The 14,792-nt window shown below is 70.7% G+C and carries 16 protein-coding genes and 1 pseudogene; 4 read left to right on the forward strand and 13 right to left on the reverse strand.

Features of this window, described 5'->3' with window-relative positions; translation table 11 throughout:
* From E3T37_RS05390 to E3T37_RS05405, 4 genes are all read right to left on the reverse strand, one after another.
* On the reverse strand, positions 1-390 hold a 390-nt coding region (locus E3T37_RS05390), incomplete at its 3' end, for a DUF222 domain-containing protein (RefSeq protein WP_134365793.1).
* A gap of 136 nt (positions 391-526) precedes the next feature.
* A complete protein-coding gene (locus E3T37_RS05395) occupies positions 527-1,528 on the reverse strand; it encodes an acyl-CoA thioesterase (protein ID WP_241975772.1) in 1,002 nt (333 codons plus the stop codon).
* 42 nt (positions 1,529-1,570) lie between these two features.
* Positions 1,571-3,004: an MFS transporter gene (locus tag E3T37_RS05400; RefSeq protein ID WP_206750635.1), complete on the reverse strand. Its 1,434-nt coding sequence runs from the start codon at positions 3,002-3,004 to the stop codon at positions 1,571-1,573.
* 333 nt (positions 3,005-3,337) lie between these two features.
* Positions 3,338-3,817, reverse strand: a complete 480-nt coding sequence (locus tag E3T37_RS05405) for a heme-degrading domain-containing protein (protein WP_134365795.1) — start codon at positions 3,815-3,817, stop codon at positions 3,338-3,340.
* Positions 3,818-4,024: 207 nt separating this feature from the next.
* Here E3T37_RS05405 and arsD point away from each other — a divergent pair, with 207 nt between their 5' ends.
* Together arsD and arsA are read left to right on the forward strand one after the other, a co-directional pair.
* Positions 4,025-4,585 carry an arsenite efflux transporter metallochaperone ArsD gene (gene arsD, locus E3T37_RS17060; protein WP_134365796.1) on the forward strand — a complete coding sequence of 187 codons (561 nt, stop codon included), beginning with the start codon at positions 4,025-4,027 and terminating at the stop codon, positions 4,583-4,585.
* A gap of 9 nt (positions 4,586-4,594) precedes the next feature.
* Positions 4,595-6,466 (forward strand): arsenical pump-driving ATPase, encoded by a 1,872-nt coding sequence (arsA, locus tag E3T37_RS05415; protein ID WP_134365797.1) that lies wholly within the window; start codon positions 4,595-4,597, stop codon positions 6,464-6,466.
* Positions 6,467-6,627: 161 nt separating this feature from the next.
* On the opposite strand, the gene E3T37_RS05420 is transcribed toward arsA, so the two are convergent.
* From E3T37_RS05420 to E3T37_RS05435, 4 genes are all read right to left on the reverse strand, one after another.
* A complete protein-coding gene (locus tag E3T37_RS05420) occupies positions 6,628-7,875 on the reverse strand; it encodes an MFS transporter (protein WP_370261471.1) in 1,248 nt (415 codons plus the stop codon).
* A 41-nt stretch (positions 7,876-7,916) separates the two neighbouring features.
* On the reverse strand, positions 7,917-8,141 hold the full coding sequence (locus E3T37_RS05425; RefSeq protein WP_134365798.1) for a DUF2892 domain-containing protein: 225 nt from the start codon (positions 8,139-8,141) through the stop codon (positions 7,917-7,919).
* A 59-nt stretch (positions 8,142-8,200) separates the two neighbouring features.
* Positions 8,201-8,833, reverse strand: a complete 633-nt coding sequence (locus E3T37_RS05430; RefSeq protein ID WP_134365799.1) for a bifunctional 2-polyprenyl-6-hydroxyphenol methylase/3-demethylubiquinol 3-O-methyltransferase UbiG — start codon at positions 8,831-8,833, stop codon at positions 8,201-8,203.
* A 75-nt stretch (positions 8,834-8,908) separates the two neighbouring features.
* Positions 8,909-9,745, reverse strand: a complete 837-nt coding sequence (locus tag E3T37_RS05435) for a LuxR C-terminal-related transcriptional regulator (RefSeq protein WP_134365800.1) — start codon at positions 9,743-9,745, stop codon at positions 8,909-8,911.
* 100 nt (positions 9,746-9,845) lie between these two features.
* Here E3T37_RS05435 and hxlB point away from each other — a divergent pair, with 100 nt between their 5' ends.
* Together hxlB and hxlA are read left to right on the forward strand one after the other, a co-directional pair.
* Positions 9,846-10,460, forward strand: a complete 615-nt coding sequence (gene hxlB / locus E3T37_RS05440) for a 6-phospho-3-hexuloisomerase (RefSeq protein ID WP_134365801.1) — start codon at positions 9,846-9,848, stop codon at positions 10,458-10,460.
* Positions 10,461-10,520: 60 nt separating this feature from the next.
* Complete coding sequence (hxlA, locus tag E3T37_RS05445) at positions 10,521-11,144, forward strand: 3-hexulose-6-phosphate synthase (RefSeq protein WP_134365802.1); 624 nt, start codon at positions 10,521-10,523, stop codon at positions 11,142-11,144.
* A 158-nt stretch (positions 11,145-11,302) separates the two neighbouring features.
* Here the strand turns inward: hxlA and E3T37_RS05450 are convergent, their stop codons facing one another.
* From E3T37_RS05450 to sufC, 5 genes and pseudogenes are all read right to left on the reverse strand, one after another.
* A complete protein-coding gene (locus E3T37_RS05450) occupies positions 11,303-11,968 on the reverse strand; it encodes an HAD hydrolase-like protein (protein ID WP_241975774.1) in 666 nt (221 codons plus the stop codon).
* A 64-nt stretch (positions 11,969-12,032) separates the two neighbouring features.
* Complete coding sequence (nucS, locus tag E3T37_RS05455) at positions 12,033-12,728, reverse strand: endonuclease NucS (protein ID WP_134365803.1); 696 nt, start codon at positions 12,726-12,728, stop codon at positions 12,033-12,035.
* 196 nt (positions 12,729-12,924) lie between these two features.
* Entirely contained in the window at positions 12,925-14,196 is a 1,272-nt protein-coding gene (locus E3T37_RS05460; protein ID WP_241975775.1) for a sugar MFS transporter, read from the reverse strand.
* 89 nt (positions 14,197-14,285) lie between these two features.
* Positions 14,286-14,633, reverse strand: coding sequence for a metal-sulfur cluster assembly factor (locus tag E3T37_RS05465; protein ID WP_134365808.1), 348 nt, complete (start codon positions 14,631-14,633; stop codon positions 14,286-14,288).
* A 26-nt stretch (positions 14,634-14,659) separates the two neighbouring features.
* Positions 14,660-14,792, reverse strand: a pseudogene (gene sufC, locus E3T37_RS17315) (Fe-S cluster assembly ATPase SufC); the annotation flags it as partial.

Here is a 14,792-nt window from a genome sequence, read left to right on the forward strand (position 1 = left end):
CCGCCCTTCCGCGGGCACCGACCAGGCCTGATTGACCACCACCTGCGCGTGCCGATAGCTGATCTCCCCCGACGCCAGCGCCGCCCGGGTCGCCGGGAGTTCCTGGGCCAGGGCCCGGCTCTCGGCGACCAGGTTCTCCGCGGTGCGCTGCGGCACCCGGATCGTGCAGGCCAGCTCGCTCGAGAACTCCCGTTCGGCGACCTCACGTGCGTCTCGCCGGGCCCCCGGCACCCGGGCATTGTGGTGGGCGATGGCCTGCCCGAATCGGCGGGCCGCCTCGACCCGTTCGGCCCGCCGGGCGAAGGCTGCGGCGATGTCCCGTTCTGCCTCGGCAATGGCGTCGAAATGGAGGCCCATGGCCTCTCGCTCTTCGAACACTGACGGCTTCATGAGGAACACGCTAGAGNCCACGCTAGAGGCACCCACCGACACTGCACCGGCATCCGTGGAGACTGTGGATAAGCCGATCAAACCCACATTGTGGAGGACGAGCCGAGCCCCTTCAGCCTCCGGCCGGATCCCGCCCTCAGGGGCGACGCAAGTGGTCGACGGGCATCATGACCAGGGGCGCGCGCAGCGCCACGAGCTCCCGCGCGTGCTCGTCGAGCCGTTTGTCCTCGGCCGTGATCAGCGTCAACGGCTCCACCGGTTCGGCGTGCCCGTCCGCGCCGATCGCGACGAAGATGCTCATGCACTGCGTCGTCAGCTGCAGGTCGTGCGGGGTGCGGGGGCTGCCCGAGCGCACCCGGATGCTGATGTGCATGTTGCGCTTGCCGGTATGGATGAGGCGCGCGTCCACCTCCACGATGTGGCCGATGTGGATCGGGCGGTAGAAGTGGATCCCCCCGGAGTAGACCGCGACGGCCGTCTCCGAACTCCAGGCCGCTGCGGTCGCGAAGGCGGCCTCGTCGATCCAGCGCATCACGGTTCCGCCGTGGGCGTTTCCGCCCCAATTGGCGTCGGCCGGAGCCGCCAGAAAGCGGAACACCGTTCGCGGCGTCGTGCTGTCATCGGTATATTCCTGAGCGCGCATGACGGTCTGAATGCGCTTGCGTGGCTCGAGGCGGGCCTGGGCGTTGAGTTGCAGCTCGCGGTCCACGTCGGAGTGCGGGGTCCACTTCGGCACTTCCTGCGGCCTTCCGGCGTCGTCGACGGCGACGAAGACGAGGATGCAATGGGTCGCCGGACTATATTCCCGGGCGCGTACATCCGTCGTTTCGACCGTGACGAGCACGTGCATGCTGGTGCGCCCGGTGTGGATGATGCGGGCGTGAACCTCGACCAGGTTGCCCGGCTTGATGGGTTGGGTGAAGTGCACGTTCCCGACGTAGGCGGTGACGGTGTCGGACGCGCTCCAGCCCACGGCGCAGGCGTACGCGGCCTTGTCGATCCACTCGAGTACGCTTCCGGCTGCGACGGTCGCGCCTGAGGCCGCGACGTCCTGGGGCACGGCCATGAACCGGAGGGTGATGCGGTCCTCATGGCGTGAGGCGTCTGCCGCCTCGGGGGACACGGGGGGTGTGGTCACGGGAACTCCAAGGGAAGCGGGTCGGGGCCTCGCTCCACACTTTCATACTTGGGGACCCGCGGGCTGACGCCGTTCCCTGTTCTGCAGTCGGAAGGTGAGGAGGAACAACACGAGGGCGCAGGTCTGAAGGATGCCGACGATCATGACCAGCCACGGCACCTGGTCGTAGAGGGCGCCGGCCAGCACTCCGCCGATCAGGGCGGACGCCCCCGCGAAGGCGGCGAAGACCCCGTAGGCCGTGCCGCGGTGCCCGTTCGGCACGAGGTCCGCGATCAGCGCCTGAACCGTCGATTCCTGGATGCCGGTCGCCGCACCCCAGATGAGTGCGCCGGCCAGCACCGCGCCCGCCTGGACCGACAGGGTCAGTCCGGGAACCAGCACCACCAGCAGCGGCAGGACCAGCAGCACCCGGGCGCCCGCCGCGTCGTAGGCGTAGCCGCTGACCAGGGCGGCCAGGGCCGCCGCTCCCATCGCGGCCGCGTAGATCAGCGGCACGGTCGCTAGCGGCACGATCGCGACGTCCGTGAGGTGGAATGAGATCACCCCGAAGCCGACGAGCCCGACCGTGGAGACGCCGACCGCCGCGGCCAGAAGGTAGAACGAGAGGGGAAGCCGGGGCCCGGCGGCCGGGTCCCGGTGCGCCTGGTCCGGATGCCCCGCGTCATCCGGGTCATCCGGGTCTGCCAGGTCCTCCGGGTTCGCCCGGTTCGCCCGGTTCGCCCGGTCTGGCCAGTCTGGCCGATCGGGATTCGGGGCGACGCTCTCGTTGCTCTCGTTGCTCTCGTTGCTCTCGCTGCTCTCGTACACGTTCGTGTCCGGCACGCGACGGCGTGTCCAGAGCAGAATGCCCAAACCGGCGGCTCCGGGGATCGCGAGCACGGCGAAGGCGGGCCAGAGCACGGTCGTGACCGTGATGACGGCCCAGGCGAGTAGCGGCCCGAGCAGGGACCCCAGTTGGTCGAGCAGCTTGTGCACCCCGAAACCGCGGCCGCGGCCGACGGCGCTGGCCGCATTCGCGAGCAGCACGGTCTTCGCCGGGCTCCGGATGGCCTTGCCCGTGCGGTCGCCGAGAATCAGCGCCGAGGCGAGCAGCAGGCCGGCCCCGCCGACGAACGGCGTGACGGCCAGCAGCGGAATGCAGACCGCGGTGAGGGCGTAGCCGGCGATGGCGAATCTCCAATACCGGCCGGATTTGTCGGACCAGGGCCCGGAGACCAGCCGGAGCGCGAGGGCGACCGCCTCTCCGAGGCCCGTCACGACCCCGACGATCAGCGCCGACGCACCCAGCTGTCCCAGCAGCGCCCCGGTCAGCGAATGGCCGCCCTTTGATGCCAGATCTATAACCAGGCTGACGATGCCGAGGTTCACCACGACCCGCCACGCGGACCAGGCCGGACCGGCGCCGGCCGCGGGCTCAGCACCGGGCGCCGCGCCCGCGGCAGCCCCGGCGTTGTCGGTCGAACCCGGCGTGGACATCATCCTCTCCCCCCGGGCCGGCGTCCCGGCCCATCGGCGTCCCCACCCGGTCGGCGGCCCGACCCAGTCATCCCGACCGTGTCGTCCTCACCCAGCAGTCCCCACCATTGTCGCCGACCCGCGTGCCAGCGCAAGGGGCGTGCGCCTCGTCCGCGACTCCGGATCCGCGCGTTGCGCGGTTGCGGCCCGGGGCTGCCGCCTCCCCCGAACCAATTCGACGGAGATTTTGCCAGAATCGGGCCAAAACAAGCCGAAACGGTGTTTTTAGAACAAAACTTCCGTCGAATCGGTTCGACGCCGGACCGCGTGGTCCGCCCGCGGGCGGGCTTTCGGCTAGCGGTGCTCGAGGTGCCAGGTCAGCACCTCGACGACGAGGTCGTGGTCGTCGCGCTGGGCCAGCCCGGAGACGCCGACCACGCCGATCAGTGAACCGCGCACGCGCAGGGGGAAGGCTCCGCCGTGCGCGGCGTGCGTTCTCGGGTCGAGATTCGAGTCGGTGGCGAAGTCGCGGGAACCCGCGCGGAACCGCGTCCCCACGGCGAAGGACGAGTTGGCGAACCGGCGTACGACGCGGAACTTGTTCTCGAGCCAGCCGTCGTTGTCGGCGCTGGAGCCGGGCAGGGCCCCGTGGAAGACCCGCTGCTCGCCGAAGGTGATCGACACCGTGATCGGATGCCGGCGCGCCGTTCCCAGCTCGACCAGCCGCGAGCCCACGATCCAGGCGTCCCCCAGGTCGAAGGAGTCGAACTGGAGGGTGCGTTCCTGCTCCAGGAGCAGGGGGAGGAGGCTCGCGGCCTCCGAAGCCTTCGTCATCGCATGCCTTTCGAGTGCCATCCGGGGTCTGGCCAGTCTTCCACTTGCCGCCCGCTCCTTTCCGCTCCCGTCCATTCAGCAAGGCAGACCGGTGCCCGAGTTGGTTGGTCCGATGCCGTGACATATCGACAACCATCGATACACTGGACGTACCGTCATCACGGACAAGTCGTCCCCCACGATGTGCGGACCAGGAGTTGATGCACCATGGCACACATCGAGATCTTTGAACCGGGACTCTGCTGCGGCACCGGAATCTGCGGCGTCGACGTCGACCAGGCTCTGGTCACCTTCTCGGCCGACATGGACTGGGCCCGCGCCAACGGCGGCGACATCGCCCGGTTCAACCTGGCCCAGGAGCCGCTCGCCTTCGTGGAGAACGAGGTGGCCCGCCAGTTCCTGCACACCGTCGGCCAGACGGGCCTGCCCATCGCCCTGGTCGACGGCGCCACGGTGCTGACCGGCCGCTACCCCTCCCGCGCGGAGCTGGCCGGCTGGGCCGAGCTCACCGGCGACGCGGCCAGCCACCTGGCTGCCGTGCAGCCCGAGGGGTCCAGGCGCCTCCTGGCCATGGCGACGGCGACGGCGACGCCGGCCACGACCTCGGGCAGCGCCTCCGCCCAGAAATTCGGCGACTCCGCTGCCCAGACCGACTCCGCTGCCCAGACCGACTCCGCTGCCCAGACCGACTCCGCTGCCCAGACCGACAGCGCCGCCCAGACCGACAGCGCCGAAGCGGGTTGCTGCGGCACCGGCGGCTGCTGCTAGGACTTCGCCATGACAACGCTCCGCTTCCTCGACCAGGCACCGCGCTTCCTCTTCTTCACCGGCAAGGGCGGGGTGGGCAAGACCTCCATCGCCTGTGCGAGCGCGGTGCGGCTGGCCGAGGGCGGGGCATCCGTTCTGCTGGTGAGCACCGACCCCGCCTCCAACGTGGGCCAGGTCTTCGGGGTCTCCATCGGCAACACCGTGACGGCGATCGACGCCGTGCCCGGGCTGTCGGCCCTCGAAATCGACCCGGAGCAGGCGGCCCAGCAGTATCGGGAGCGCATCGTCGGCCCGGTGCGCGGGCTGCTTCCCCCGGCCGAGGTGGCCTCGATCGAGGAACAGCTCTCCGGTGCCTGCACGACCGAGATCGCCTCCTTCAACGAGTTCACCGACCTGCTCACGGATGCCGCGTGGACGGCCGCCTACGACCACATCCTTTTCGACACCGCACCCACCGGGCACACCATCCGGCTGCTGCAGCTGCCGGGCTCCTGGACCGACTTTCTCACCGAGGGCACCGGAGACGCCTCCTGCCTCGGCCCGCTGTCGGGCCTGGAGAAGCAGCGCGCCGTCTACGCCGAGGCCGTCGCGGCCCTGGCCGACCAGGCCCGCACCCGGCTCGTGCTCGTGGCCCGCGCCCAGACCTCGACCCTGACCGAGGCCGCCCGCACCCACGCCGAGCTGGCCGGTATCGGCATGGCCCGCCAGTACCTCGTCGTCAACGGCATCCTGCCGGACGGGGTCGACGGCGGCAGTGGCGAGGGCGGCAGTGGCGGCGAGGCCGTGGCCGACCCGTTGTTCGCGGCCATCCGCGCCCGCGAGCAGCAGGCCCTCGCTCAGATGCCCGACGCGCTGAGGGCCGCGCCCACGGACTACGTGGCGCTGAAGAGTTCGAACATGGTCGGCCTGGCCGCCCTCCGCGGCCTGCTCGAACCCGAGGTGCTCCCGGCCGCGGGGCAGGGCGAGCACGCCGCCCCCTCGGCGGCCCTCCCGGATTCCCCGCTGTCCGCCCTGGTCGACGAGATCGCCGCCGGCGGGCACGGCCTGGTGATGCTGATGGGCAAGGGCGGCGTGGGCAAGACCACCCTGGCGGCATCCGTGGCCGTGGCGCTCGCCGCTCGCGGGCTGCCGGTGCACCTGACGACGACCGACCCGGCCGCCCACCTCACCGACACCCTGGCCGGCGGGGCGGGTTCCGCGGAGGTCCGGTCCCTCGTCTCCTCCTCCCTCAAGGTCTCTCGGATCGACCCGGCCGCCGAAATCCAGCGGTACACCGACACCGTCCTGCGCACCAAGGGCGCCCACCTCGACGAGCAGGGCCTGGCCATGCTGCGGGAGGACCTGCGGTCACCCTGCACCGAGGAGATCGCCGTCTTCCAGGCCTTCTCCCGCGTCATCCGGGAGGCGAAGCACAAGTTCGTGGTGATGGACACGGCGCCCACCGGCCACACGCTGCTGCTGCTCGACGCAACCGGGTCGTATCACCGCGAGATCCAGCGCCAGCTGGGCGGCACCGTGCACCTGACCACGCCGATGATGAAGCTGCAGGACCCGGAACAGACCAAGGTGATCCTGGTCACCCTCGCCGAGACCACGCCGGTACTCGAGGCCGCCGAGCTGCAGGCCGACCTGGAGCGCGCCGGCATCACCCCGTGGGCCTGGGTCGTGAACAACTCGCTCGCCGCCGCGGCACCCGCCTCGCCGTTGCTGCTCGCGCGGGCCCGGAATGAGCTGCCGGAGATCGAGCATGTGCAGGAGAAACGCGCCGCCCGCCTCGCCGTGGTACCGCTGCTGGCCGACGAGCCCGTCGGCATCCCGGCCCTGCTCGCCCTGGCCACGTCCCCGCTTCCCGCCGCGCTTCCTGCCGTAACCCGACCGTAGCCGCGGTAACCGCGGCCCCCGCAGCCACCACTGGGTCACCGCCGGGACCCCGCCGAGCCCCGCCGAGCCGTGAGTTGCGCCCCACTTTTTCGTGAAAACAGGAGCCATGCTCACGGCTCGGCGAACCGTTTGGGCTGCCCGGGACGCCAGGGCCCGGAACGCTAGGGCTGGAGCGGGCGCGCGGCGCGACCGGCGAGGGCCCGCCGGACGGACCAGACGACGATGACGCCCGCGAGGACCATGGTGGCCAGGCCGAGCCCGGAGTAGCCCACGGCGCTCAGCACCAGGCCGGCCAGGGCGCCGCCGAGCGCGCCGGCCGCGTTCATCGACAAGTCGGAGAACCCCTGCAGCGCCGCGCGGTCGTGCACGCCCACGGACTCGGCGATCAGGGCGGAACCGGCGACGACGGATGCCGACCAGCCCAGCCCGAGCAGGATCAACCCCACCGTCATGGCGGTCTGGGATTCCCCGGCCAGCCAGAAGATGGTCAGAGAAGCCAGCAGCAGCGCCTGTCCGGACAGGATGACGGGCAACCGTCCGACCCGGTCGGCGAGAGCGCCGAAAACGGGGGAGAGGGCGTACATGCCGGCCACGTGCAGGCTGATGGTCAGCCCGACGACGGTCAGGGTGGCGCCGTGGTCGCGCAGGTGTACCGGGGCCATCGACATCAGGGCGACCATGGTGGCGTGGCTGAGCGCGATCACGGCCACGGCGAAGCGGGCCTGGGAGTTGGTGCGCACGATGGCGAGGCCGCCGCGCTTGATCGGGGCTGAGGCGTCGACGCCCCGGGCCGCCAGGGCGGTGAGCAGGGGGTCCGGACGCAGCCCGACGGTGTACACCAGCGCCGCGCCGACCGTGGCGAGCAGGGAGAACGCGAACGCGCCGGTCAGCGGCGGCAACCCGAGGGCCGAGCCCACCACCTCGCCGGGGCCGAAGAGGTTCGGGCCGAGCACGGCGCCGATGGTCGTCGACCACACCACGATGGACAGGTCGCGCGCCCGGAACTGCGTGCTGGCCAGGTCGGTGGCGGCGAAGCGGGCCTGCAGGTTCGTGGCAGAACCGGCGCCGAGGAGCATCAGGGCGAGCAGCAGAAGCGGGAAGGTGTCGACCGCGACCGCCGTGATCGCCAGCACGGCGCCGGTGCCCGCGATCAGAGAGCCGGCGGCCAGGGACCGGCGACGGCCGCGCGATTGCGCCAGGCGGGCCAGCGGAACGGCGACCAGGGCGGCGCCGAGGGTGCTCATGGTCGCCGCCATGCCGGACCAGGCGCTGGACCCGGAGAGCTGGGCCGCCAGGAGCGCGCCGAGGGACAGGGTGGCGCCCATGCCGATGCCGCCGAGGATCTGGCCGATGATGAGCACCCTGACCACCGCGCGCTGCATCGGGCTGTGGTCAGCCGGACCGCTCACGGGTTCGGCCACGGCGCTCGACGGCAGGGCCGCATCCTCGCTCAGGATGTGAAGGTCTTCCGCAACTCGGATCCCTTGAAGGGCTTGCCCGCCAGGGGAGCGAGGAGGCAGAAATCGAAGGCGCCCGCGGCAATGAACACGGCGCCCAGAGCGGCGAGCAACCACCACCATCCGCCGAGGATCGCGGCCAGTATGACCAGAACGACGCCCGCGATGATGCGAACCCATCGACCCGCGGTCGATCCGAGGAACTGAATGACAGCCATCAGGCACTCCCTTGATAAGTGTTCCCAGCATACCCCCGGGGGTACACGGATGTTTCCGATCAGGCCGTGGCGATGAGGAGTGTGTCGAGGGCGTAGCCGGCGCCGTCCCCGGGGGCTTCCGGGTCGGTGGCCAGGTCGCGCCGTATGGTCTCGCAGCGTACGATCCGCGAGGGATCGACGGCCGAGCGCAGCAGCTCCGGGGTGTACAGGATGCCCGGGTCGGCCGGCCCTGGAGCCCCGGTGCCGATGTTGGTCCGGTCGTGGCCGAGCACGAGCAGGTGCCCGCCGGGGGAGAGCCACTCGGCGGCGCGGGACAGCACGGCCCGCAGGGCGTCTTCCTGCAGGTGCAGGTAGATCACCGTGACCAGGTCGAAGGTCTCGCCGGAGGGGGCCCAGGTGGTGGCGTCGCCGACCTGCCAGTCCACCGCCACGCCGCTCTCGCGGGCATGCTCGGCGGCCTGGCCGATGGCTTCGGCGGAGAAGTCCACGGCGGTGACGTTCCAGCCCCTGGCCGCCAGCCAGATCGCATTGCGGCCGTCGCCGGTCGCCAGGTCGAGCGCGCGTCCGGGCGCCCACGGGGTCACGGTGTCCTGCACGATCTGCGCCGGAACGGCGGACCAAAGCCGGCCGGGCCGGCCGCCCTGAGCCTCCCGGGCGAGGCGGTAGCGGGTGTCCCAGTCGTTGGCGTCCATCGTCGTGTCCCTTCGGGCTGCATCCAGTCGGTGGCACGGATGCCGGCAGCAGCCAGTTTCGCACAGCCACCCGGGTCAGCGGGAGAGGGCGGCGAGCTCGGCGCGGGTGGAGGCGCCCACCTTGCGCAGCAGGTTGGCGACGTGGAACTTGACCGTGTTCTCGCTGATCGAGAGCGTTTCGGCGATCGCGCGGTTGCGTGCCCCCGAGGCCACCAACTCGAGCACGCCCTTCTCGCGGGGGCTGAGTCCCCAGGCCGCGGCCGCGGTGAGCGGCGCGAGCGGCACATCGAGGGGGAGGGTGACGGCCATCTCCGAACCCCAGCCCGTCGTCGCCTCCACGCGCAGGCTGCCGAACACGTCGGCCACCCGGCTCGCCAGCCGGCTGACACTGGGGCTGTCGGGGGTGAGCTCGCCGGCGCCGTCGTCGCGGATGTGGATCAGCAGGTTGCTGCCGTCGCAGTCCCAGTGCACCCGCACGCGGGTGACGCCGGGCTGCTCGACCAGGGCGAGCACGGCTCCGCGCACGATCGCACGGGCGGCGTGGGCCACCTCGCCCGGGAGGGCGCGGCCGTTCACCGGCGGCTCGATGAACTGCACGTCGAGGCCCCCGAACCGCACCAGCGGGCGCAGGTCGTCGCGCAGTCGTTCGAAGGCCCGCGCCACGGGCTCCTCGGAGAGGGACCGGTCCCGGTCGGAGACGGCGCGCAGTTGCACCATGGCCTTCGCCGCCAGGTCGATCGCGGTCTGCCGGGCCGACGCGTCGCTCGTGCTGCTCGAGCGAAGCACGGCGAGCAGGGACTCGAGGGTGGTGGCCTGGGCGTCGGTGAGGTCGGCGATCACGCGGGCGCGTTCCGCGGCCGCCGAGCGTGAATCCCACGGTTCGATCGGGTGGGTTGGAGGCGCACTGTTCATGAGGAAAGCCTACCCACGAGGGACGCTGCCACCCGAACGGGCAGGTTACCCGCTCGTTCGGTGGGCCGCAGACCCGTCCGAAAGAGTAGACGATGAGGTAATGCCCACACGCACCACCGTTCCTCTCCGCGTGACGGAGTCCCTCGCCGCCATCGCGGCCGAACAGGCCGACGCCATTCGCCGGTTCCTGGCCTCGGACGTTGCCGCCGGCACGGCCTCCGGCGGCCCTGCGTCGGTAGAGTCGGCCGCTGCGGAGCTCCGCGCCGCCCGCCGCGTGTTCGTGCTCGGGGCCGGCCGGTCCGGCCTGGCCCTGCGCATGACCGCGATGAGGCTGATGCATCTGGGGCTGGAGGTGCACGTGGTCGGCGAGGTGACGACGCCGGCCATCGCTGCCGGGGACGTGCTCCTGGTCGCGAGCGGCTCCGGCAGCACGGCAGCGATCGTGCGGGCCGCCGAGACGGCGACGGCAGCCGGCGCGCGGGTCACCGCGATCACGACCGCGCCCGCTTCACCCCTCGCAGCGCTGGCCGCTGTGACCGTCGTCATCCCCGCCGCGCAGAAGCAGGACCACGGCGGCCGGCTGTCGATCCAGTACTCGGGCGGCCTGTTCGAACAGGTCGTGGTCGTGCTCGGCGACGCGATCTTCCACAGCCTGTGGACGGCATCCGGGGCCACCGCCGACGAGCTGTGGCCCCGGCACGCGAACCTCGAATAGCCCCTTTCCCACCCTCCCCGCACCCATCCAGATTCACCCCGAACCGGAAAGAAGACCATCATGAAGCTTCAAGTCGCCATGGACGTACTCACCACGGATGCCGCCCTCGAATTGGCCGCGAAGGTCGCCCCCTACGTCGACATCATCGAGCTCGGCACCCCGCTGATCAAGGCCGAGGGCCTGCGGGCCGTGACCGCCGTCAAGACCGCGCACCCGGACAAGACCGTCTTCGCCGACCTCAAGACGATGGACGCCGGCGAGCTCGAGGCCGACATGGCGTTCACGGCCGGCGCCGACCTGGTCACGGTGCTCGGCACGGCCGGAGACAGCACCATCGTCGGAGCGGTCGCCGCGGCGACCAAGCATGGCAAGGGTGTCGTCGTCGACTTGATCGGCGTCGCCGACAAGGTGGCCCGGGCCCGCGAGGTGACCGCGCTCGGCGCCGCCTTCGTCGAGATGCACGCGGGCCTCGACGAGCAGGCCGAGCCCGGCTTCTCCCTCGCGACGCTGCTGAACCAGGGCGAGACCGCCCGGGTACCGTTCTCCCTGGCCGGCGGCGTGAGCGTCGCCACCATCGCCTCCGTGCATCGCGCCGGGGCGAAGGTCGCTGTGGCCGGCGGTGCGATCTACGGCGCCGAGGACCCCGCCGCCGCAGCGGCCGCCCTGCGCGCCGCCATCATCTAGCGGGCCTTCGTACCCGACGCATCGGCTCACCGTTCGAAAGCGCGACGCCCGTGCAGTCACGCAAAAAGCACCCTCGTTCTGGGAACGACGGTGCTTTTTGGTGGTGACGCTAGGCGGGCGGGCGGGCGGGTTGGGCGGATCGAACGGTAGGGCGGAGGTCAGCCGAGGAGCAACTTGGCGAGCTGGTCGACGGAGTAGACGGTTGCGGTCGCGCCGACGGCCTCGGTGGGGGAGCCGTAGCCCCACTCCACGAGGATGGTCGGGACGCCGTGCGCGGCAGCCCCCTCGGCGTCGTACCGGCGGTCGCCGACCATGACGGGAGTGGCGAGGTCGGCCCCGACCGTGCCGAGTCGCGACAGCGCCTCTTCCACGATGTCGGCCTTGGAGCTGCGGGTCTCGGTGTCCGAGGAACCGACCATCGCGGTGAAGTACTTCCCCAGGTCGAAGTGCTCGAGCACGGCGACGGCGTGGTGCTCCGGCTTGCTGGTGGCGAGGGCCATCGGGATCTTCGCCTCGTGGATGCGCTCGAGCAGCCCGGCGACGCCAGGGTACACGGCCGTGTCCAGCATCCGTTCCTGGTAATCGGCGCGGTACACGGCGAGAGCCTCGACGGCTTCATCGGGGGTCATCCCGGCGTATTCGCTGAACGCGGCCAGCAGGGGCGGGCCCACGTAGGAGAGCAGTTCGGTGTCGGTGGGAACCGGACGACCGAGAAGTGCGAAGGTGCGAGCGAGTGAGTTGGTGATGGCCGGGGCGGAATCGGTGATCGTTCCGTCAAGGTCAAAAAGTATGGCACTCCAGGTGCGAGTCAATGTCGATTTCACTCGCTAATACTAGGGGGCCCAGCCGCAAACGCCTGCACGAATTAAAAAAGTGAGCCCGCCAGCCCTAGAAGAGCCGGGACTGGGTGTCGTCGAGTCCGCGCATGGCGTCGTAGTCCAGAACGAGGCAGCGGATGCCGCGATCCTCGGCCAGTGTGCGGGCCTGCGGCTTGATGATCTGGGCCGCGAAAACCCCGGCCACGGGGGCCAGATGCGGGTCGCGGTTCATCAGCTCGAGGTAGCGGGTGAGCTGCTCGACGCCGTCGATGTCGCCGCGTCGTTTGAGCTCGACGGCGACCGATCCGCCGTCGGCGTCCCTGGCCAGGATGTCGACCGGGCCGATCGCGGTCATGTACTCTCGGCGCACGAGGGTGTGACCGTCGCCGAGCAGGTGGATGTGCTCGGCCAGGAGTTTCTGCAGGTGCGCTTCGACGCCGTCCTTGATCAGCCCGGGGTCGATCCCGAGCTCGTGGGCGGAGTCGTGCAGCACCTCGAAGATGCTCACGATGAGCTGGTCGGCGGTCTTGGCGTGGGTGACCGTCCAGACCGCGGTGACGCCGGCATCCGTCTGTTCGTCGTCCGGCTCGGTCAGGGCCAGGCTGCACGGCGGGCTCATCCAGTTGAGCGGCTTGTACGAGCCGCCGTCAGAGTGCACGAGCACACTGCCGTCCGACTTGAGCAGGAGCAGGCGGGTGGCCAGCGGCAGATGCGCGTTCAGCCTCCCGGCGTAGTCGACGGAGCATTTCGCAATCACAAGGCGCACCGTTCGAGCCTAACCGCGCCGGGGCATCCGTTCGCCCACCCGGACGCCCCCGTGCGCCCCACCCGTGCGTCCCACCCGTGCGTCCCGCCCGCCGCTCCCGCCCGCTCCGGGTGAACCAATTCGACGGAGATTTTGCCGATCTGGGCCCCAAACGGCCCAAAACCGGCTTTTTACAGCAAAATCTCCGTCGAATTCGTTAGGAGACGGGCGCGGTGGGCGAGGCGGGCGCGTAGCTGCGCTCGCGCGCGGCGGGCGCGGCCAGGCCGGCCAGCACCATCAGGGCGAGGATCAGGTAGAGAGCGTTGAGGATGCCCCAGGCCTGGCCGAGCAGGCCGAGCACGGGCGGGCCGACGAGAAAGGCGAAATAGCCGATCATGGCGACCGCGCTCACCCGCGCCGCGGCATTCTTCGTGTCGTCGGCGGCCGCCGACATGCCCACCGGGAAGCCCAGCGAGGCGCCCAGCCCCCAGAGGATCGCACCGGCGTACAGCGTCCATCCGCCCGGCGCCAGAATGAACAGGATCAGCCCGACGATGCCCACCAGCGCGGATACCCGCAGCACCGGCACTCGGCCGAACCGGTCCAGGATGGGGCCGCCGACGATGCGGCCGGCGGTCATCGCGCTGACGAAGACGCCGAAGACGATCGCGCCCTCGGTGTTGCTCAGGCCGTGCCCGTCGACGGCGGCCAGCGCCAGCCAGTCATTGGCCGACCCCTCGGCGAACGTCATGCCGAGGACGATGGTTCCGATCAGCAGGATCTTCGGGTCGCTCCAGACCGACAGGCTCGCGCGCAGCCGGGCCCGCCAGCTCGGGGCGGGGGCTTCGGCCCCTCGCAGCTCGTCGCCCAGTTCGGGCCGCTGCGGGATCGAGCGCACGCCGATGACGGCCGTGGCCAGCACGAGGATCGAGATCGCGGCGAGGTGCCAGAACACCGGCAGCCCCACGAAGGACGCCCCGGCGCCGAGGAGGGCGCCGATGACGGTGCCGAAGCTGAAGCAGGCGTGCATCAGCGGCATCAGGGTCTTGCCGATCTCGCGCTCGACCGCCGCCCCCTCGACGTTCATCATGACGTCGAGTGCTCCCATGCCGATGCCCACGAGCGCGAGACCGGCGAAGACCAGCCCGGTCGACGCCAGCAGGCTCGCCCCGACGCCCACGGTGACCAGCCCGACTGTGGACAGCGCCACGCTCAGCACCATGGCGCGACGGGCGCCGAAGCGGGCCAGCAGCGTGACCGCGCCGAGCAGACCGACCACCGACCCCCCGGACAGCCCGAAGATGACGATGCCGACCTCCGCGGTCGAGAGCTGCAGCCCGTCCCGCACGGCCGGGATGCGGGACATCCAGGTGGCCAGGGACAGGCCGCTGATCAGGAAGATCGCGAACACGGCGTTGCGCCAGGCGAGCAGGTCGCGGCGGGCGGCGTGGGCGACGGATGTTCCGGCGGCGCGGGCAGGCTGGGGCACGAGGGGTCCTGTTGATCAGAGAGGCAAAAAGAATGAGGGACTACCAAACTATCAACCCGTTGTACCGGCCCAGTCGGGCCCCAGTGCGGCTAGATCGTGAAGCCCAGGGCGCTCATCATCTCCCGGCCGTCGGGGGTGATCTTCTCGATGCCCCACGGCGGCATCCAGACCCAGTTGATCCGGAAGGCGTCGACGACGCCGTCCAGGGCGATCCCGGTCTGTTCCTCGAGTACGTCGGTCAGCGGGCAGCCGGCCGAGGTGAGGGTCATGTGGATGATCAGGGCGTTGTTCTCGTCATCCCAGCCCAGGTCGTAGATCAGCCCGAGGTCGACGATATTGATGCCGAGCTCCGGGTCGATCACGTCCTTGAGGGCCTCCCGCACTTCTTCGAAGCGCGCCGCGCCCAGCGTCGACTCCGCCGGCTGAACGAACTCCATCGACGCCACGCCGGCCGTGTCCGGGCTCAACTGGCCACCGCGGCGCTCTGGTAACGGTCATAGCCTTCGTCTTCGAGGCGGTCGGCGAGTTCGGGGCCGCCCTGCTCGGCGATCCGGCCGTCGACGAACACGTGCACGAAGTCCGGCTTGATGTAGCGC

This window comes from Cryobacterium sp. TMT2-10, assembly GCF_004403075.1.
Lineage (GTDB): Bacteria > Actinomycetota > Actinomycetes > Actinomycetales > Microbacteriaceae > Cryobacterium > Cryobacterium shii.